General features: G+C 47.8%; 1 protein-coding gene. It reads left to right on the top strand.

Annotation, left to right across the window (positions count from 1 at the left end):
• Positions 1–17 precede the first annotated feature (17 nt).
• Positions 18–324 (top strand): NAD-binding protein (locus HC175_RS22070; protein ID WP_209310194.1); only part of this gene is annotated, 307 nt, incomplete at its 3' end.

Raw genomic sequence — 324 nt, 5'->3', positions numbered from 1 at the left:
TCTCTATCCTGGTGTTCATGGCCATCTTTACCACTTTGACCGTTCCGGTTTTTCTTACCTGGACAACGAATTGGCTCAAAAGCAGGGGAGAACTGGTGCACCAGGAATCCCGGAAAGGTTTTCTCATCCTGGGAGCAAATCCGCTGGGAATTTATCTGGCAAAACACCTGGACAAAGAAGACTTTGTGACCCTGGTGGATTCGAATCGCGAGATGGTGGAGCTTGCAAAAAAAGAAGGCCTGACTGCCGTGACAGGTAATATTTTGAAAGAGGAAACCATGGAGCAGGCAAATGCCATCGAAAAAGGCACTTTTATCGCCCTCA

The organism is Salinimicrobium oceani, assembly GCF_012037645.1.
Note: the sequence above shows the minus strand (reverse complement) of the source record. Positions and strands in the feature narration are given on the sequence as shown.